This is a genomic window from Neorhizobium sp. T6_25, assembly GCF_002968555.1.
Classification (GTDB): Bacteria; Pseudomonadota; Alphaproteobacteria; order Rhizobiales; family Rhizobiaceae; genus Neorhizobium.
In genome coordinates, this window is record NZ_PVBL01000005.1 from 74,884 (window position 1) to 90,328 (window position 15,445).

General features: G+C 61.3%; 16 protein-coding genes and 1 tRNA gene. 10 read left to right on the forward strand and 7 right to left on the reverse strand.

What is annotated here, in order from left to right:
• Positions 1-132 precede the first annotated feature (132 nt).
• Positions 133-1,011 (reverse strand): SDR family oxidoreductase, encoded by an 879-nt coding sequence (locus tag C5L10_RS08560; RefSeq protein WP_105429294.1) that lies wholly within the window; start codon positions 1,009-1,011, stop codon positions 133-135.
• A 125-nt stretch (positions 1,012-1,136) separates the two neighbouring features.
• On the opposite strand from C5L10_RS08560, the gene C5L10_RS08565 reads away from it, so the two are divergent.
• A complete protein-coding gene (locus C5L10_RS08565; protein WP_105429295.1) occupies positions 1,137-1,781 on the forward strand; it encodes a TetR/AcrR family transcriptional regulator in 645 nt (214 codons plus the stop codon).
• A 98-nt stretch (positions 1,782-1,879) separates the two neighbouring features.
• On the opposite strand, the gene C5L10_RS08570 is transcribed toward C5L10_RS08565, so the two are convergent.
• The gene (locus C5L10_RS08570) at positions 1,880-2,263 is read right to left on the reverse strand and encodes a helix-turn-helix domain-containing protein (RefSeq protein ID WP_105429296.1); all 384 of its coding nucleotides are present in this window, start codon (positions 2,261-2,263) and stop codon (positions 1,880-1,882) included.
• A gap of 136 nt (positions 2,264-2,399) precedes the next feature.
• On the opposite strand from C5L10_RS08570, the gene C5L10_RS08575 reads away from it, so the two are divergent.
• The gene (locus tag C5L10_RS08575) at positions 2,400-3,134 is read left to right on the forward strand and encodes an NADPH-dependent F420 reductase (RefSeq protein WP_105429297.1); all 735 of its coding nucleotides are present in this window, start codon (positions 2,400-2,402) and stop codon (positions 3,132-3,134) included.
• A gap of 137 nt (positions 3,135-3,271) precedes the next feature.
• Here the strand turns inward: C5L10_RS08575 and C5L10_RS34270 are convergent, their stop codons facing one another.
• Together C5L10_RS34270 and C5L10_RS08585 are read right to left on the reverse strand one after the other, a co-directional pair.
• Positions 3,272-3,772, reverse strand: coding sequence for a DUF6538 domain-containing protein (locus C5L10_RS34270; RefSeq protein ID WP_245447955.1), 501 nt, complete (start codon positions 3,770-3,772; stop codon positions 3,272-3,274).
• An 87-nt stretch (positions 3,773-3,859) separates the two neighbouring features.
• Positions 3,860-3,933, reverse strand: a tRNA-Gln gene (locus C5L10_RS08585).
• Between the two features lie 278 nt (positions 3,934-4,211).
• On the opposite strand from C5L10_RS08585, the gene C5L10_RS08595 reads away from it, so the two are divergent.
• Together C5L10_RS08595 and C5L10_RS08600 are read left to right on the forward strand one after the other, a co-directional pair.
• Positions 4,212-5,804: an exopolyphosphatase gene (locus tag C5L10_RS08595; protein ID WP_371411929.1), complete on the forward strand. Its 1,593-nt coding sequence runs from the start codon at positions 4,212-4,214 to the stop codon at positions 5,802-5,804.
• The gene (locus C5L10_RS08600) at positions 5,801-6,610 is read left to right on the forward strand and encodes an RlmE family RNA methyltransferase (protein WP_105429300.1); all 810 of its coding nucleotides are present in this window, start codon (positions 5,801-5,803) and stop codon (positions 6,608-6,610) included. The genes C5L10_RS08595 and C5L10_RS08600 overlap by 4 nt, the downstream gene beginning before the upstream one ends.
• On the opposite strand, the gene C5L10_RS08605 is transcribed toward C5L10_RS08600, so the two are convergent.
• The gene (locus tag C5L10_RS08605) at positions 6,611-8,014 is read right to left on the reverse strand and encodes a DHA2 family efflux MFS transporter permease subunit (RefSeq protein WP_105429301.1); all 1,404 of its coding nucleotides are present in this window, start codon (positions 8,012-8,014) and stop codon (positions 6,611-6,613) included.
• Positions 8,015-8,209: 195 nt separating this feature from the next.
• Here C5L10_RS08605 and C5L10_RS08610 point away from each other — a divergent pair, with 195 nt between their 5' ends.
• The 5 genes from C5L10_RS08610 (at position 8,210) to C5L10_RS08630 (ending at position 12,968) form a co-directional block, all read left to right on the forward strand.
• A complete protein-coding gene (locus C5L10_RS08610; RefSeq protein WP_172716954.1) occupies positions 8,210-9,199 on the forward strand; it encodes an MBL fold metallo-hydrolase in 990 nt (329 codons plus the stop codon).
• 180 nt (positions 9,200-9,379) lie between these two features.
• Positions 9,380-10,882 (forward strand): IMP dehydrogenase, encoded by a 1,503-nt coding sequence (gene guaB, locus C5L10_RS08615; RefSeq protein WP_105429303.1) that lies wholly within the window; start codon positions 9,380-9,382, stop codon positions 10,880-10,882.
• A 181-nt stretch (positions 10,883-11,063) separates the two neighbouring features.
• Positions 11,064-11,483, forward strand: coding sequence for an MAPEG family protein (locus C5L10_RS08620; protein WP_105429304.1), 420 nt, complete (start codon positions 11,064-11,066; stop codon positions 11,481-11,483).
• Between the two features lie 180 nt (positions 11,484-11,663).
• On the forward strand, positions 11,664-12,548 hold the full coding sequence (locus C5L10_RS08625) for a dienelactone hydrolase family protein (protein WP_105429305.1): 885 nt from the start codon (positions 11,664-11,666) through the stop codon (positions 12,546-12,548).
• 138 nt (positions 12,549-12,686) lie between these two features.
• Positions 12,687-12,968, forward strand: coding sequence for a hypothetical protein (locus C5L10_RS08630; RefSeq protein ID WP_205837030.1), 282 nt, complete (start codon positions 12,687-12,689; stop codon positions 12,966-12,968).
• Between the two features lie 30 nt (positions 12,969-12,998).
• Here C5L10_RS08630 and C5L10_RS08635 read toward each other — a convergent pair whose 3' ends face one another.
• On the reverse strand, positions 12,999-13,949 hold the full coding sequence (locus C5L10_RS08635; protein WP_105429306.1) for a LysR substrate-binding domain-containing protein: 951 nt from the start codon (positions 13,947-13,949) through the stop codon (positions 12,999-13,001).
• A gap of 195 nt (positions 13,950-14,144) precedes the next feature.
• Between C5L10_RS08635 and C5L10_RS08640 the strand changes: the two genes are divergently transcribed.
• Complete coding sequence (locus tag C5L10_RS08640) at positions 14,145-14,444, forward strand: DUF1127 domain-containing protein (RefSeq protein WP_052751621.1); 300 nt, start codon at positions 14,145-14,147, stop codon at positions 14,442-14,444.
• A gap of 80 nt (positions 14,445-14,524) precedes the next feature.
• Here C5L10_RS08640 and C5L10_RS08645 read toward each other — a convergent pair whose 3' ends face one another.
• A complete protein-coding gene (locus tag C5L10_RS08645; protein WP_105429307.1) occupies positions 14,525-15,430 on the reverse strand; it encodes a DUF937 domain-containing protein in 906 nt (301 codons plus the stop codon).
• Positions 15,431-15,445: the final 15 nt, after the last annotated feature.

Here is a 15,445-nt window from a genome sequence, read left to right on the forward strand (position 1 = left end):
CGGCAATAGCGCCTTGCGGCGGTAGCAGTGGCCTCAGCGCGCAGCGAAGCTACTGCGACCCTTATCTCACATGCAGGTCCGAGGGGCCCCCTCAATGGGCGGGAGGTGGCACCACCCGCCAGCCGAAGAGTGTCAAATCATGCTCGACATGCCGAGCGAAGTGAGCAGGTCGTTCTGAATTGGGCTTACGGCTTCGTTCAACCGCTGGACACCGAGATCCATGCCTTCAGGCATGACGACCGTGCGCAAAGGACGCCGTTCCGTGGCCTCGACCAACTGCGCAATGGCATCGGCCACACATTGGGGCCGTGGCGGATTAGCCTCGTCGTGTCCGTCGTTGGCGTGGGCCTTGATCTGACCGGGGATCGCCGCGACCTCGCCGTAGGATGTAAGCACGGCCTGGTCGGAGGGCTCCGGGCTCGACGAGATAAGGTTGCTCGGGAATGGCCCTGGCTCGACGATGACGGAGTCAATTCCAAAGCCCTTCAGTTCGTACCGATAGGCTTCGGCAAGCGCCTCGAGCGCGAACTTGCTCGCAGAATAGACGCCGAAGAACGGAAAAATCACGCGACCCATCAGGGATGTCACATGAACGAGAAGTCCGCTGCCGGCGGCACGCATGTGCGGTAGCACGGCGCGGTCGGCCCGTAGGGCGCCAAAGAAATTGACCGCAAATTGCCGTTCGACGTCCGCGACCGTATAGGCTTCCGTGACCCCGACGGCCATCGTTCCAGCGTTGTTGATCAGGGCATCAATTTTTCCGTGCGGCCTGATGACCTGCTCGATCGCGGAATTGACCGATGCCTCGTCGGCGACATCCATTTCAAGGACGTGCAACACATGCCCTTCAGCTTTCGCCGCGTCGATGAGCTCGCTCCGGACATTGGCATTTCTTCCTTCGGTGTCTCGCATGGTCGCAACCTCCGTATGACCCCGCCTGGCGAGCTCCAATACTGTCAGTTTCCCAAAACCACTGCTCGCGCCGGTCACAACAACGACTTTTCTGTTCATCTTAAGTCCTTTCTCTGAAATACAAGGGCGTCGTATCCACATAGACAGACCTGTATGTATTTGCAATCTTTAAATTGACAGAATAGTCTGTATATCAGTGTACGAAGAATCTGAGGTAACGAAGGATGGAAACGCGCGGCATGCTTGAGTTCGTGGATGTAGAGGGGCAGCCGCTCAACGCCCTTGCCCCGCGAGAACGTATATTAAAGACGGCGTCGGACCTGTTTTACCGGTTCAGCATCCACTCAGTTGGGATTGACCGCATCATTGCCGAAAGCGGCGTGGCGAAGATGACGTTCTACAAGCACTTTCCATCAAAGGCAGACCTGATCGCTACCTATTTGCGTTACAAAACTGACACCTGGTTTCAGATGCTCGCGACCTCGACTGAAAGAGCCGGGCTGTCGCCGCTGGAGCGTGTCCTCGCCATCTTTGATGCGTTAGAGGAACCGTTCCGTGGACCTTCCTTCCGCGGCTGTCCCTTCGTGAAAGGATTGGCCGAGTTCGGGCCGGAGGCTAACTCCCCAGACGTGCAGGCAACCATCGCCGCGTATTTTAAGGGCTTACATGGATTTGCTGCATCACTCATCGAGCCTTTGGCATTAAGCAAACCCGAAAGAGCCGTGATCCAGATCCTGTCGCTCTTCCAGGGCGCGATGGTGATCGCACAATCGACACGCGATCCTGCCATAGTGGAGGCAAACCGCGATGCAGCCAGGGTGTTGCTTGAGGATGCGTTGATCACGTCGCCTGAACCTGAACTTGGTTAAGCGGTGTGGTAGACGATCTCGGCCAGCGCGGCTCGACGCAACGGCTTCCTTTTGATCTGGCGATGCACAGCGGGCAGTCACCGAAATATTCTGGTCGCTTACGCCGGATCTTGCGACGTTGCGGCACGCGCATCACGCCGCATGAACGCCCAGTCGGTGAGTTCCGCCATGGACGGACCGAGTGCGATCCCCATATCACTCAGTGCATATTCGACCCTTGGCGGCACCTGTGGATAGACGGTTCTTGTCACGATACCATCCTTCTCCAACTCCTTGAGTTGCTGGATCAGCATCTTCTGGTTCACGCCCTCGACGCGCTTTTCGAGTTCCGAAAATCTTAGCGGACCCTTTGCGGCGAAGAGCTGGGAGATGATGACGATCTTCCACTTCCCTTCAAGGACCCGCAGAGCATCCTGGGTTGCCGCCGCCCATATCATTCGCTGCTTCGGGTCCTCGCAGCGCCAGTCTCGTTCAACTGCCATACATACCTTTGGGTAGGTTACCCACCTTTTGGTCGGTTCTTGCCGTATCCGGTAGCTAATCCTATTCTTCGGAGCACAATAAGTCACGCCTCCGTTCGAGGTGCGTTAAATCCAATATTTGCGGCAAGGAAATGATATGAACATCGGGATTGTCGGCGCAGGGAACATCGGCGCGACACTTGCACGCAAGCTCGCGGCCGCAGATCACGAGGTCAAACTTGCCAACTCAAAGGGTCCGGAATCCATCCGCGATCTCGCCGCGGAAGTTGGCGCGACGGCAACGACCAAGGAAGATGCCGTGGCGGGGGTGGACATTGTGATCCTTTCCATCCCGTTTTCGGCTCATCGCGATCTTGCCGATTTATTCGCAAATGTTCCCGAGGACGTCGTTGTCGTAGACACGTCCAACTACTATCCGTTCCGTGACGGATCGATCACCGATGTTGATGGTGGCAAACCGGAAGCGGCCTGGGTCAGTGAGCAGATCAATCGACCGATCGTCAAAGCCTGGAATGCGGCGCTTTCTGCGACTCTCGCGGAAAAGGGCGTAGACAAGTCGCAACCCGGCCGCATCGCCCTTCCGGTAGCGGGTGATGACCTCGAAAAGAAGTCGATCGTCATGCAACTGGTGGAGGCGACGGGCTTCGACGCCCTCGATGCCGGGGGTCTCGCGACCTCATGGCGACAACAGCCAGGCACGCCTGCCTATTGCACGGAACTGACTGCTGAAGAGCTGCAAACGGCTCTGGAAAAAGCTGACCAAAACCGCTCGGCTGATAACCGCGAGGCCCTGATCAAGGTCTTCATGGAAAAAGGCGACAGCCTTACTCACGATGAAATCGTAGCCCAAAACCGCGCCGGGACCGCGTGAGCGACAAGGAGCATCGTGAAAGGCTGGTATCCTCGCCGTGATGACAACTCGAGTTTTTCCGACGATATCCGCACACACATGTCATGCCTTCAAACATCAATGCGATGGCCGCTTTCGGGCAGATGCCTTAACTACGTCTATGGCTGACAAGGGCGCGCGAACCGGACTGCTTGCGTAGTTTCAGATTCGGCAAAAGAGACACGCCGTCGTCTTCGTCGAACCGTTGCCATGTCTCCGGGTGCAGCCAATGTCCACAAGGTCGTGCCATAGCGTCTCGCGGCGATCGAGACGTCTTCGAGATGCGAGAGCATCACGTCCCGTTCTTGTTCGCAAAGCTTTCGGAGCTGTTCCTTGGACATTGATCCCTTCGAATTCATCTTCAGCTCGACCATCAGCATGTTGAGTTTTCGGCCGATGACTTGAGCCTTTTTATGATCGGAACAGTGGAGGCTCAGTGAAAGCCGGCTGCCCGGTCGGCAAAGCTTGAAGGAGTTGGGGACGCGTGCGCGCCAGTAAAAGATGTTGCCGCGGCGAATAAGGTTCTCGACGTCGTGGCGGACCGCCATGGGGTATTTGCCCTTGCCTGCTACCTGCGACGCCGCCGCGCGATTTCGCGCGTGGGCATCACCTGTGGGCACCAGTTCCGGGCATCAGGTTGCCAATGATGCCAAAACGATATCCGGCACGACTGGAAAATCAGGAAATTAAGGGCTTTTAGGGAGAATTGGCTGGGGAACCTGGATTCGAACCAAGATTAACGGAGTCAGAGTCCGTCGTTCTACCGTTGAACTATTCCCCAGCAGGGCGCGCCGGTGAATGCCCGGGCCGGTGTGCGGCGCTTATAAACAAAAGCGCGCGGAATGCAAATACCGATTTTGAAAAAAATCGACGCGGCGGAGGCTTTCTCGTCGCCGCCGCGGAAAAGCTGGAAAACCGGCTGATGACAGGGCGATGACGGGACCGGCAAAAAGCCGTTGGCGAAATCGCCACCGCCTGTTATCTTCGCACCAACGAAACAATCAGACGCCAGCGGCATACCTTCAAGAGGCTTTGCGCGGCGAGATGGACTTAACAGTGATGGACCCCGATAGCGGCGCAAAGCCGCCCGAAGGCGGGGCGTCGGCGGTACCGCGCGGAGAGGGTAAATCCTCGAGGCGTCGGAAGGCGAAGCGGAACGGCAAACGTCGTGACGCGGCGCCTGTAACCAATTCGGAAGCGGTCGACTCGGCCGCCTCTGCCGGACGTCCCAACAGCCAGGAACCCAACCCGTCGGCGCGCAAGCGCAAGCGGCGCCGCGCGAAATCCGCGGGCGCCCAGCAACCGATACAGGGGACGAACGCCGCACCCGCAGCACAGCAGGTTCCGGTTCGTGCCGAGGGCGGGCAACAGCCCCATTCGGCGAAGTCGTCGTCGCGCAATCGGCGCAAGAAGAACAGAGGCGGTCGCGGCCTTCAGGGCCGGCCGCTGACGCCTGCCAAGGCGGCGCCCGGTGTGGCCAAGGCTCCGGCGCCTGCCGGTTCGGGCCAGGTTTCCTCCAAGGATGTCCGAGGCAGGGCCGGAGCCGAAAGCCCGGGTGCTGAGCAGCGCGGCGAAAAATTTGCCTACGTCAACGATCTCTATGCGGCACTCGACCTCGGCACCAACAATTGCCGCCTGCTGATCGCCCAGCCGACAAGGCCAGGCCAGTTTCGCGTTGTCGATGCGTTTTCGCGGATCGTCCGTCTCGGCGAAGGGCTCGGCACCAGCCGCCGGCTGTCGCAGGATGCCATGGACCGCGCCGTCGAAGCCTTGCGCATCTGCGCCACGAAGCTCGCCAACCGGCCGATCCGCCGGATGCGGCTGATCGCAACCGAAGCCTGCCGGGCTGCCGAAAACGGCGAGGAGTTCTTGGCTCGCGTCATCGCGGAAACCGGGCTGGAGCTGGAAATCATCGATCGCGAGACCGAGGCGCGGCTTGCCGTGTCGGGATGCTCGTCGCTGGTTGGCCGTGAGGCGCGGTCCGTCGTTCTCTTCGATATCGGCGGCGGTTCGTCGGAAATTGCCGTCATCCGCATCGATGACAGCCGCTCGAGCCGGCTTGCCAATCACATCACCCATTGGACCTCGCTTCCGGTCGGCGTCGTGACGCTGTCGGAACGGCATGGCGGGCGCGACGTTACGCCGGAAGTATTCAGCGCCATGGTGACGGAAGTCGAAGGCATGCTGGCCGGTTTCGATTGCCCGCCGCTTGCCGCCTTCCGCCGCCAGGGCGCCGAGGATTTCCATCTGATCGGCACGTCGGGCACGGTCACCACGCTTGCCGGCGTGCATCTCGACCTGCCGCGCTATGACCGCCGCAAGGTCGATGGTCTCTGGCTGTCGGACGCCGAAGTCTCCGCCATGCAGGCAAAACTGCTCTCCTGGGATTTTGCCGGCCGTGCCGCCAATCCCTGCATCGGTCCTGACCGGGCCGATCTGGTGCTGGCCGGCTGCGCCATTCTGGAAGCGATCCGCCGCCGCTGGCCGAGCCAGCGCATGCGGGTGGCCGATCGGGGCCTGCGCGAGGGCTTGCTGACGGACATGATGGCCGACGACGGCGTGTGGCGCCGGGTGCGGCCGCGCCGCCCAGGGGGCAATCAGGCGGGCAGTCAAGGTGCCGGCGGACAGGATGAGGCTGGAGCAAGGCGATGACGAAACCACCCTCCAAATCCCCGGGCAGCGGCAATCGCACCGGCCGCAAACTCGGCCAGAAGGTCAAGAAGGGCAAGCTCAAGGCGTCGTCACGGCGCTGGCTCGAGCGCCATATCAACGACCCCTACGTCCAGCGCGCCAAGCTCGAAGGATATCGCGCCCGCGCGGCCTTCAAGCTCCTGGAGATCGACGAGAAACATCAGATCCTCAAAGGCGCCAGCCGCATCATCGATCTGGGTGCTGCACCGGGAAGCTGGTCGCAGATCGCCGCAAATGTCACCGGTTCGACCGACGATGATATCCGCGTCGCGGCGATCGACTTCCTGGAAATGGCGCCGCTCGCCGGCGTCAAGATCCTGCAGCTCGACTTCCTCGATCCGGAAGCACCGCGCCTGTTGATGGAAGCGATCGGCGGCACGCCGGACGTGGTCATCTCGGACATGGCGGCGCCGACGACCGGCCACCAGAAGACCGATCACCTGCGCACCATGCATCTGTGCGAGGTGGCGGCGCATTTCGCGGTCGAGGTGCTGGGCGAGGGCGGCCATTTCCTGGCCAAGACCTTCCAGGGCGGCACCGAACGCGACCTGCTCAACATGCTGAAGCAGAATTTCAAGCAGGTCGTCCACGTGAAGCCGGGCGCATCGCGCCAGGAATCGGTCGAGATGTTCCTGCTCGCCAAGCATTTCAAGGGCCGCAGGGCCGGCGAGACTGCCCCGGGTTCCGAGATGGAGGAGCCCGAGGTGGAGGATGCGGACGTGGAATACGCCGAAGCCGAAGACCGCGACATGGACGATCGGGCCTAACTACTCGCCGGCTTCCGGTTGGATCTTGGCGGCTCCGTGGCCGGAAACGGCAGCACCCGTCATCGGGTCCAGTCTCAGCAGGGGCATGATCGCCAGAAGCGAAAGGGCCGCCACCAGGAAGAAAGCCAGGTGGAAGTCGAAGAGCTGCAGATGCGTGCCGGTGACCGCCGCCGAGGCCTCGAGGATGAAGGCCGCGAAGGCGACGCCCAGCGCCATGCTGATCTGTTGCATGACGGAGGCGATCGAGGTCGCCTGGCTCGCCTGTTCGTCGCTGATCTCGGAATAGCTGAGCGCGTTCGAGCCGGTGAAGAAGAAGGAACGGCAGACGCCCGACATCAGCAGGAAGGCGACGATCAGCGCGTGGGAGGTTTCCGGCGTGAAAAAGCCGTTTGCCGCCGTGGTCGCCGCGCCGAGCACGCCCGCGACGATCAGCGTCATCTTGAAGCCGGTCATCGCGAAGACGCGGCGCGCGACGAACTTCACGATCAGCGCGCCGAGCGCGCCCGCAAACGTGATGAGGCCGGACTGGAAAGGGTTGAGGCCGAAACCGAGCTGCAGCATCAGCGGCATCAGGAACGGAATGGCCCCTGTCGAGATGCGGAACAGCGTACCGCTGCTGCTGGCGGCCCGGAATGCATCGTCCTTGAAGAGCCGCAGGTTGAGGATCGGCGCGGGGTGGCTGCGCGCATGGACCACATAGGCGACCCCGGCCGCGAGCCCCAAAGCCGTAGCCGTGATGCCGACGGCCGGCGGTAGCGCCGGAAGGCCGACCACCGAAAGTCCGAAGACCGTGCCCGCGGCGGTGACCGAGGTCAGGAAGAACCCCCACCAGTCGATCGAGGGAGGATTGGTGGTCTCGATTTCCGGCAGGAAGATTGTCGCGAGATAGATCCCGAGCAGGCCGACCGGCACGTTGATCAGGAAGATCCAGTGCCAGGTGAAATAGGTGGTGATAAAACCGCCGATCGGCGGGCCGGTGAGGGGCCCGACCAGTGCCGGAATGGTCAGCAGCGCCATCGCCGAGACGAGTTCGCTGCGTTTCGTGGTGCGCAAGAGAACCAGGCGCGCGACCGGCGTCATCATCGCTCCGCCCATGCCCTGCAGGAAGCGCGACACCACGAATTGGAGGAGGTCGGAGGAGAACGCGCAGCAGATCGAGCCGACGATAAAGACGAAGATCGCGATACGAAAGATCTTCTTGGCGCCGAAGCGGTCCGCCATCCAGCCGCTGATCGGGATGAACATGGCGAGGGCCACCATGTAGGAAGTCAGCGCCAGTTTGAGCGTGATCGGCCCTACATTGAGGTCGGCGGCGATCGCCGGAAGTGCTGTCGCAATGACGGTGGAGTCCATCTGCTCCATGAAAAGGGCGACGGCGAGAATGAGCGGAACGATGCGATTCATGGGGTGCCTGCAATGGCGGGAATTGGCCCGTCCATAGACCTCTTGGTCCCGTCTGCCAATTGCGGAATCTCACCGTTTCGGATTTTGGGTCACGTCTGCGTGAGATTGGATTTCCTCGGCATGGAGCGCGGTTATGTTTCCCCGGATAGGACCCGATTTTGACGGTCTGGCACAATTCCAGGAGGCAGCGACATCATGACGAATTCAGGTATCGGACGGCGCACCCTTATCGGCACGGCCGGTTTGGGCATTCTCGCCGCTCCGGCGATCATCAATGCCGGGGCTTTTGCCCAGGAGAAGCAGAAATTGGCTATCGATCATGTGACCCCGCCGGATATCCACAAATTCAAGCTCGGCGGTTTCCAGGTTCTGGCGGTGAAGGACGGTGCCCGCCCCTCCGGTGCTCCCGGCGAAACCTTCGGCCTCAACCAGCCGCCCGAAACGCTCGCAGCGCTGCTGACCCAGAACTTTCTGCCGACGGAACAGTTCGTCAACAGCTTCTCACCGACGCTGATCGATACCGGCAGCAACGTGATCCTGTTCGATACCGGCCTCGGCAAACCGGGCCGCGCCCAGGGCGTCGGACGCCTGATCGAAGGATTGGCAGCCGCTGGCTACATGCCGGAGGATATCTCGATCGTCGTCATCACCCATATGCATGGCGACCATATCGGTGGGCTCATGGAAGACGGCAAACCGACCTTCCCGAAAGCGCGCTACATCACGGGCCAGGTGGAATACGACTTCTGGACCGATGCCGCCCGCGCCGGCACGCCCGCAGAGGGCAACCAGAAGAGCGTGCTCGCCAATGTGAAGCCGCTTGCCGAAAAGATGACCTTCCTGAAGGATGGCGGCGAAGTCGTCTCCGGCATCACCGCCATGTTGGCGCCGGGCCATACGCCCGGCATGCTGAATTTCAATGTCGAATCGCAAGGCAAGCGCCTGATCCTCGCCGCCGATACGGTCAACCACTACGTCCTGTCGCTTCAGCGGCCCGAATGGGAGGTCCGTTTCGACATGGACAAGGCGCAGGGGGCGGCCACTCGCAAGAAGGTCCTCGACATGATCGCCACGGACAAGGTCGCTTTCCTCGGCTATCACATGCCCTTCCCGGCGGTCGGTTTCGTCGAAAAGCAGGATACCGGCTACCGGTTCGTGCCGAAGACCTATCAGTTCGACATCTGATTGTTGTTGAAAAGCAATCGAAACCCGGGAGAAGCCGCTCTCGGGTTTTTGCTATTCCCTTCTTGTCATGAACGTGTTACCAGCCCTCGCCAACTTCCAAGCAATTGTTGCCGGAGCGTCGGGACGTATCGAGTCGTTCCTGAGCGCATCCCGCATTTTCTAGATCGAAGGAATTTGGCAATGGCACGCATCATTGAAACCGCAACCGGCGCAGATGCGCTTACCTTCGACGACGTGCTCCTGCAGCCCGGCCATTCCGAAGTCATGCCGGGCCAGACGAATATCGCGACGACCATCGCCCAGGATATCGAACTCAACCTGCCGATCATTTCCTCGGCCATGGATACGGTGACGGAAAGCCGGCTTGCCATCGCCATGGCACAGGCAGGCGGCATCGGCGTCATCCACCGTAACCTGACCCCGATCGAACAGGCCGAACAGGTCCGCCAGGTCAAGAAGTTCGAAAGCGGCATGGTCGTCAACCCGGTGACGATCGGTCCGGACGCGACGCTGGCCGACGCGCTGTCGTTGATGAAGTCCTACAGCATTTCCGGCATTCCGGTGGTCGAGAACGGCGGCGGTCACGTTCCGGGCCGGCTGGTCGGCATTCTCACTAACCGCGACGTCCGGTTCGCCTCGGACCCGGGTCAGAAGATTTATGAGCTGATGACCCGGGAGAACCTGATCACGGTCAAGGAAAGCAGCGTCGACCAGACCGAGGCCAAGCGCCTGCTCCACAAGCACCGCATCGAGAAGCTGCTGGTCGTCGATGGCGAAGGCCGCTGCGTCGGTCTCATCACCGTCAAGGATATCGAAAAGACCCAGCTCAACCCGAACGCCTCGAAGGATGTCCAGGGGCGCCTGCGCGCCGCGGCCGCGATCAGCGTCGGCGACGATGGTTTCGAGCGTGCCGAACGTCTCATCGAGGCCGGCGTCGATCTGCTGGTCGTCGATACCGCGCATGGCCATTCGCAGCGCGTGCTCGACGCCGTCACCCGCGTTAAGCGCATCTCCAACCACGTGCGCGTCATGGCCGGCAATGTCGCCACCTCCGACGGCACCAAGGCGCTGATCGATGCGGGCGCGGATGCGGTCAAGGTCGGTATCGGCCCGGGCTCGATCTGCACCACCCGTATCGTCGCCGGCGTCGGAGTACCGCAGCTTGCGGCGATCATGTCGGCCGTCGAGGCGGCGCGGGCGCAGGACATTCCCGTCATCGCCGATGGCGGCATCAAGTTCTCCGGCGACCTCGCCAAGGCGATCGCTGCCGGCGCATCCGCCGTGATGATCGGCTCGCTGCTGGCCGGCACCGACGAAAGCCCGGGCGAAGTCTATCTCTACCAGGGCCGCTCGTTCAAAGCCTATCGCGGCATGGGCTCGGTAGGCGCCATGGCCCGCGGTTCCGCCGACCGTTATTTCCAGGCGGAAGTGCGTGATACGCTGAAGCTGGTTCCGGAAGGCATCGAAGGCCAGGTTCCCTACAAGGGCCCGGTCTCGGGTGTGCTGCACCAGCTCGGCGGCGGCCTGAAGGCGGCCATGGGTTATGTCGGCGGCGCCAATCTCAAGGAATTCCAGGAGCGGGCCACCTTCGTGCGCATCTCCGGCGCCGGCCTGCGCGAAAGCCATGCGCATGACGTGACGATCACCCGCGAGAGCCCGAACTATCCGGGTGCCGGCGCCTGACGTTTCTGATCGGAGGAGGTCGTGTGCCTCCTCCGCCTTATCTCTGAAACAGTTGGTTGGACGCCTGCGACCGTGGTGGGCTGCAGGCAGCGGTGAGACTGTGGTGCCGCTCGGACGGTGTGCGCCATTGTGCATCGGCGAACCCGTGTTATTGGGTTCCTCTGACGAGTGAGGAGAACCGATGCTTTCCACCGACGCGACGCTCTGGCCGATGATAGCGCATGCCGCGCTGGTCTTCTTTCTCTACTGGCTCCTGTCGAAGAAACGGTACATGGCCGTGAAGTCCGGCAGCGCCAAGGCCGGTCAGTTCCGTGAAAACCGGGAGGAGCCGCGCGAAAGCCTGGTTGTCCACAACAACCTCAAGAACCAGTTCGAGCTACCGGTCCTGTTCTACGCCGTTTGTCTCGTCCTTTATGTATCGACTGCAGACAATTGGGGCTCGGTTGCTCTTGCCTGGATATTCGTGCTTTCCCGCTATGCGCATTCCTACGTGCATCTCACCAGCAACCGGCTCCGTTATCGCCGCCCGATCTTCATGGTCGGCTTTTTTGCGGTGATGGCAATGTGGGCGTGGCTCGCGGCCTGGCTGGTTTTGAACTAGCCTGGCCAGCGTCAGGATGGGCGCTTGTGGCTTCCGCTACAATTCCGGCGGAGCGGCCGATCGACCGACCTCACGAACAAGTGTAATATCGGGCACTTGGATCACTCAGTGTTTCATCTGCAAGCTGCAGGTCCTCGGTATAGATTTCCCCGTCATACGGTCTGCTACGGAGGAATAGCCATGGACAACGAGACACCGAAGATCACCCAGGCGATGATCGACGCCTATGATGAATACACCCATCTGACTTTGGACCGCCGTCGCTTCATGGAGAAGCTGACCCAGCTCGCTGGCTCCGGTGCGGCCGCCGCGGCAATCGCGCCCCTGATCGGCGCCAGTTCCGCCATGGCGGAGATCATTCCTGCCAATGACGAACGGCTGACCACGGAGGATGTTACCTATCCGGGCGCCAACGGCGGGACGATGAAGGGCTATCTCGTAAAACCCAAGAATGCTTCCGGCACGCGCGGCGGCGTCCTCGTTATCCATGAGAACCGCGGCCTCAACGCCCATATCAAGGATGTCGCCCGCCGTATGGCGCTCGAGGGCTTCAATGCACTCGCCGTCGATTTCCTGTCGCCCCAGGGTGGCACGCCGGCGGATGAAGAGCAGGCCCGGCAGATGTTCTCTTCGCTGAAGCCCGAAGAGGTTTCGGCCAATGGCGAAGCAAGCCGCGCCTATCTCGCCGGCATCGGCGGCGCGAACGGCAAGGTCGGTGCGATCGGCTTCTGCTGGGGTGGCGGCGCGGTCAACAATCTTGCCGTGAAGTCGCCCAGCCTCAACGCCGGCGTCGCCTATTACGGCGCCCAGCCGAAGGCCGAGGACGTGCCCGCCATCAAGGCGCCGCTGATGCTGCATTACGGCGGTCTCGACGAGCGCATCAATGCCGGCATCCCGGCCTTCAAGGCGGCGCTTGAAAAAGGCGGCAAGACTTTCGAGATCTTCGTCTACGACGGCGCCAACCACGCCTTCAACAACGACACCTCGTCGGCCCGCTACGACAAGACAGCCGCCGATCTCGCCTGGAGCCGTTCGGTGGCGTTTTTCAAGAAGAACTTGGCTTAATCGGCACCTTCCGTATATCGCGAAGTTAAAAAGCCGGGCTCGCCCGGCTTTTTTCTATCATAATGTACACTATTTGCGTATTATCTAACGAGCGCGGCGACGTGATCCGGCTGATAACAGCGTGGAAAGGAGTTCGGCATGACCGATCAGAATATCAGAAGAGTATCGCTCACAGAGCTGAGGAAAATGAGGGAGGCGGGGGAGCTTTTTCATGACCCTAAGGCGCCGGATACAGAAAACCTTGGCGCGGAATTTTGGGCCAAGGCTGACGTAAAAAGCCCCGCGAAACCCCGCTCCGTACATTTGAAGATCGATCCGGAAGTTTTTGATTTCTTCTTTCAAGAGGCGAATGGCAAGGGACACCTCACGAAGATGCAGAACGTCCTTCGTGCCTACGTCAGCGCCCATAAACATTCCTGATAGCCGCCAAACGTTTGGCGGCTAGTCGTTTCACCACCCCGGCATTACCTGTGTCGCCCGGGCCCGCGGCATGCGCTGGAACGCTTTGACCTCGCCGTCGAGATCGTCGGGCATCACGGCCGGCGAGATGTTGTCGAGGCAGGCGGTGATGTGGTCGGTGATGGCGTTCATCAGCGACGGTGAAAGCCCGGGCCGCTTCATCAGGCCGATCTGCACCGGCGGCAGCGGCGGGAAGCCGTCGGCGGACGACAGCACCTTCATGCCGGTGCGAAGCGCCGACTCCGGCAGCACCGAGACGGCCATGCCAGCAAGCACCGCGGCTGCGACGACGGTCGAGGACCAGCTCGTGAACAGGACCTGGTATTCGCGCCCGTCCGCATCGAGCGCCGAGCAGGCGAGCTGCCGCCAGAGGCAATCGCGGCGGCCGACCGCGAGCGGTACCGGCGCATCGTCCTTCAGCGGATGGTTGGCCGAGGCGACCCAGCAGAGCGGCTCCGTGCGCATCACGTCGGAAATCCGCTGGCGCGGGTTGTGGGTGACGAGCGCGATATCCAGCTCGCCGCGTGCCATCTTCTCGGCAAGGCTGACCGAGGGCTCGCAGACGATATAGAGTTCGACATTCGGATGGGTCTTGGCGAAACGGCCGATGATCTCGGGCATGTAGCGGTCGGCATAGTCGTCCGGCGTACCGATCCTGAGCGTGCCCTCGAGACGGTTATCGTCGAAGGCGGCGATCGCCTCGTTGTTCAGGCGGATGATGCGCCGTGCATAGTTCAGGAGCTTCTCGCCCTCCGCCGTCAGCCGGTTGCCGCGGCCGTCCTTGGCGAACAGCTGCTTGCCGATCCGTTCCTCGAGACGGCGCATCTGCATCGACACGGCGGACTGGGTCTTGAACACGCGGTCCGCCGCTTTGGTGAAGCTGCCGGTGTCCACGATTGAAATGAAAGTATGCAACTGATCGATATCGAGCGGTGCGGACATGAGAATGATCCATCAGAGAGGTTGATGCTAATCATTAGAAACATTCGTTGGACTGATCAATAGGTTTTACGCGATAAGGAGATCGCAAATCAAAATCGAAGGGTGCTTCTTCCCTGAGCGCCCACCCCGGGCAGCCTTTCCGTCGGACCTCCACGGAAGGGACGGCCTTTCTCGTGCCTGCGAAAGGATAGACCAATGAGCACGACCGACTGCGGAACTGAACTCGATCTGGTTCATGAGGAGCGCGGCACGCAAGGCCGTCTGGCTGTCGTGATGCTGCGAACGAAATCCGTGTGGCGTGCCTTTCGCAATCGTATGGAGAGCAGCCGCCTCCATGATCTCGACGACCGCCAGCTCAACGATATCGGCATCACACGGCATGATGTGGTGATGGCGCTCGATCGGTCCGGCGTGCTGGATGATCCGTCGCTGCTTCTGTCCCGCTCCGCTCGCGAGCGGGCGCGGAACCGCTTTGCAAGGCCGGCCAATCGCTGATCTTGCCTGACCTTTCCCCGCAGGGTGATAGCCAATAGCCCTGCTGCTTGCCCGGCCGGTCGATCCGCGCCGGGCTTTTTTTATTTGGAAGGTTTTGGAGCGGCAGGCGTGGCCGCCGCTTCGTCATTGCCGCCCGTTCCATTGCGCAGATAGGTGTCGAAGATCGCTTCCATGTTCTTCTGGTAGCTCTTCTGCACTTCCAGCCCGCTGTCGAACATGTTGTTCAGCACGTCGCGATAGGGATTGGGTTCGTCCGCCGGCGCTTCCTTGGATTTCTCGGGCGTCGGGGCTGCCGCCGGGCTGGGACTAGCGAAGGCGCCGCCCATCATGTCCTGGAAAGCCTTGGCGAAGGGATTGTCCGCAAACGGATTGCCGCCCGAAGGCTGCGGCTGTTCCGGCTTGTCGAGCCCCCACATGGAACGCATCGCCTGGGCGAAGGGATTGTCAAAGGGATTGGCCGCGGTCTGCGGCTTCGCCTTGGGCTGCAGGCCCATGCTTTCCAGCCATTGCTGCTGCATTTGGCCGATGGGGGAGGCGGCGAAGGTCTCGTTGGCGCCGGTCATCTGACCGCTCATCTGCTTGAACAGCCCGCCCATCAATGTGTCGGCCATGGCCGGCATCATCTTCTTGAAGACTTCCTGGCCGATCCCCGTGAGCTGTTCGGCCTGCGCCGCGATCGCGCGGGAGACTTCCTTGGAGCCGAACAGCTTTTCGAGCACCGCATTGCCGTCCATCGTGCCCTGCGGCGTGAAGGCCTTGGTCAGATCCTCGAAATATTTGCCATAGGCACCGGACACCATGCTGCTCATCAGCGAGGTGAGGTCATAGGGATTGGCGCTGGTGCGCTTGAACCCTGAGGAAAAGGCGGGCATCAGCGCCGCCATGGCCTGGGTGGCCTGCTCCTGAGCCAGGTTGAACTGCTTGGCGATCGCCTCCATGCCTGCGCCGTTCTGAGCTCTGAGCATCATGTCGAACAGTGGCAGCATGGAGAGAATCCTTTC